4 protein-coding genes and 1 pseudogene are annotated in these 2,894 nt (G+C 71.4%); 1 reads left to right on the forward strand and 4 read right to left on the reverse strand.

The window, feature by feature from the left end; all coding sequences use genetic code 11:
• A pseudogene (locus ACWELJ_RS33670) lies at nt 1-612 on the forward strand (hypothetical protein); the annotation flags it as partial.
• A 32-nt stretch (nt 613-644) separates the two neighbouring features.
• Here ACWELJ_RS33670 and ACWELJ_RS33675 read toward each other — a convergent pair.
• The 4 genes from ACWELJ_RS33675 to ACWELJ_RS33690 all read right to left on the reverse strand — a co-directional run bounded on the left by ACWELJ_RS33675 (nt 645) and on the right by ACWELJ_RS33690 (nt 2,770).
• Entirely contained in the window at nt 645-1,445 is an 801-nt protein-coding gene (locus ACWELJ_RS33675) for a biotin--[acetyl-CoA-carboxylase] ligase (RefSeq protein ID WP_452370108.1), read from the reverse strand.
• A 64-nt stretch (nt 1,446-1,509) separates the two neighbouring features.
• On the reverse strand, nt 1,510-1,776 hold the full coding sequence (locus tag ACWELJ_RS33680; protein WP_452370109.1) for a hypothetical protein: 267 nt from the start codon (nt 1,774-1,776) through the stop codon (nt 1,510-1,512).
• Nucleotides 1,777-2,000: 224 nt separating this feature from the next.
• Entirely contained in the window at nt 2,001-2,345 is a 345-nt protein-coding gene (locus ACWELJ_RS33685) for a hypothetical protein (protein ID WP_452370110.1), read from the reverse strand.
• Entirely contained in the window at nt 2,345-2,770 is a 426-nt protein-coding gene (locus ACWELJ_RS33690; RefSeq protein ID WP_452370111.1) for a DUF1707 SHOCT-like domain-containing protein, read from the reverse strand. The genes ACWELJ_RS33685 and ACWELJ_RS33690 overlap by 1 nt, the downstream gene beginning before the upstream one ends.
• Nucleotides 2,771-2,894 lie beyond the last annotated feature (124 nt).

Genomic DNA, 2,894 nt, shown 5'->3' on the forward strand with positions numbered 1-2,894 from the left:
CTCGCCGGCTCGGCCGCGCCGGCGGCCGCCGCCGAACCCGAACCCGATGACCGGGCCACCGTGAGCATTCCGATGCCCCGGCCGGCCACTCCCGCGAAAACCCCATCCGGACAGCGCAACTCGCCCGAATCCGAACCGGACACGCGAACCGTCGCGCTCCCGATGGATTCGCTCACCGCCGAGATCCCGCCCGTCCCACCCGGCCGTGGGTGGACGACACAGCGCAAGGTCGCCGCCGCCGCGGCGCTGATGCTGACGCTGGGCGCGGTCTGGATCAGCGGCAGCTCCGCCGACTCCGCGACCCAGCACACGCGCGTACCCGGCACGATCTCGAAAACGCCCGTCCAGGACCCGACCCCGCCGACGACCGAACAGGCGGTCCAGGAGCAGCTCCCGCCGCCGGAGCCGAGCGAGCCCGTCACCCCGGAGTCGCCCGCGCCGGTCGTGCCCGCGATCCCGCTGCCGGCCGATCCGTGGAACTTGCCCGGCTTTCCCGATCTCGGCAATATCCCCAACCCCGAACCCTGGCCCGGCATCAATCCCCGGAAGCCGGGCGGCTGGCGGGACAATCCGCCGGGCGGCGACCACCGCGGGCGCGGAAGCAAGGAGTAGCCGGATCCGGGTGCGGCGGAACGGCTTTCCGCTCAGTACTCGGCGCGTAGATGGGTGACGTCACCGGCGGAGACGGCGCGGTCGCCGATCAGTAGGCGGCCGTTCTCGTCGATGCCGGTCGCGACGCCGGTGAGCACCTCGCCGCCCGGCAGTTCCGCGCGGACCTGGGCGCCGAGCGTGGCGCAGCGGTCCCGGTAGGCGGCCGCCAGGTCGGTGATGTCCCAGCCCGCGGCCTCCCAGGCGGTGAAGCGGCGCGCGAACTCCCGCAGCATGGCCTGGGCCAGCGCGGTCCGATCGACGCCGGACGCGCCCGCCAGCAGCAGCGAGGTGCCGTGCGGGACAGGCAGTTCGGCCTCGGTGAGCGACACGTTCAGGCCGACGCCCACCACGACGGCCGGGTCCGGGCCCACGGCCGCGATCTCGGCCAGGATCCCGGCCAGCTTGCGGGCGTCCACCAGCACGTCATTGGGCCACTTGAGAACCGCCGTCAAACCGGTCTCGGCGCGCACCGCGTCCACCACGGCGATCCCGGTGAGCAGCGGCAGCCAGCCCAGCACCGCCGGGTCGATGCCGCGCACCCGCACCAGCACGGACATGGCGATCTGTGCCCGCGCGGGGCTCACCCACTGCCGGTCGTGGCGGCCGCGGCCGTGCTCCTGCGCCTCGGCGATCAGCACCAGCCGGTCGGCACTCGAATCCGCGGCCCGCGCAACCAGATCCGCGTTGGTCGACCCGGTCGACTCGACCACCTCGATGGCCGAGAAGAATCCCAGCTCCGGCGACTCGGCAATGCTCCGGCGCAGTACATCGGCGTCCAGCGGCGACCTCTCCATGACCCGAGACGCTACCCGTCCCGCCTCTCCGCGCCTGCAGCGGACAGCTGAGTGTCGCCGGCAGTCACACAGCCGGGCCGGCGATTGGGTACCGAACCGATTTCGGACGTACGCCCGGAGTTACCCCGGCCGGCACGAGATCAGTGGTCACGTGGGGATCCGAGGAATCCCCTCCGGGCTCGTGCGGCTCGCAATAGCCCGCGAGCACGGTGAACAGTTCGGCGAGGGCGCGCTCGGAGACATCCGAGTACGCCCCGTCGTCCGCCTCCCCGCCCTCGTCCTCGGTCTCGTCGAATTCCGGGTCGGTCACGGTCGGTTCCGGGTCGCGCATCCGCCACGCGGTGAACGATCCCGCCGCCGCCCGCTCAGCCTGGTGTCTGCTCCATTCCCACATAACCGCCTCCCCTGGTCGTCGGTTCCGGATGCGATTCCAGACTGACGCACGACCGGGGCCGGGCACGAGCGATTTTCCGGCGGACGAACACGATCTCCGCTGGTGAACAGGCGTTTTCGGGAGTTGATCAGGTTTCCGGACCGGACAGCCGGACGACGATCTCAGGCGTCGACGGGGTCCAGGCCGAGCGCGCCGGCGGTGAATCGGCGGACCGAGACCAGGCCGTCCGCGAGGGCGGAGTCGTATCCGGTACGGGCCCAGCCGGTCACGGTCGCGGTGCCGTCGGCATGGGGGTGCACGCCGATCTCGGCGACCAGTTCGGCGGTGGTCGGCACGCACACCGCCCACGAGAAGTGGCTCTCGTCGGCCCATTCCGCCGTGCGGCGGTCCACGTAGCCGGGATCGGTGATGCCGCCGTCGGCCAGGGCCGGGCGGTCGTCGATGCGCTCGTCGGCGCGCAGGGCCCGCAGATACCAGCTGCCCGCGTTGATCTCGATGGGTTCCATCAGTCCTCCTGTCCGCGGTCGAGCCGCCGCCGTCGATCCCGGCGCTCGCCCCGCCTGCGACGCTCCCGGCCGCTCTCCCCGAACAGCACCGCGCCCGCCAGCGGGATCAACAGGAACACCCACCACTGATGCGTGATGAGGAACAGGATCACCGCGACGATCGGCACCACCGGCATGATCCGCTCCGGCGGAATCGAACCGAACGGCATCCGGCGCGGCGCCGGAGCGGGCTTGTCCGCCACCGGTTCCGGCAGATCGGTGAACACCTGCTCCAAGTCACCGCGGGTCAGCGCCGCGGCCACGACGCCACTGCGTTCGTCGAACTCGGCCACGCTGAGCCGTCCCGCCGCGAAGTGGTCCGACAGCCGTTTCATCGCGTCCTCGCGCTCGACGGTGCCGATACGGATCTCCGGTGGTTCAGCCATGCCACGACATTAGCGCGAGTGGCGGGGGGGGGGCCGCGGTGGGGGGGGGGGCGGGGTTGTATTGTTTTTTTTTTTTTTTGGCGTTGAGTTGCCATTGGGGTTGTGGCTGCCGGGTCGGATGATC

This window comes from Nocardia sp. NPDC004582 (genome assembly GCF_053602115.1).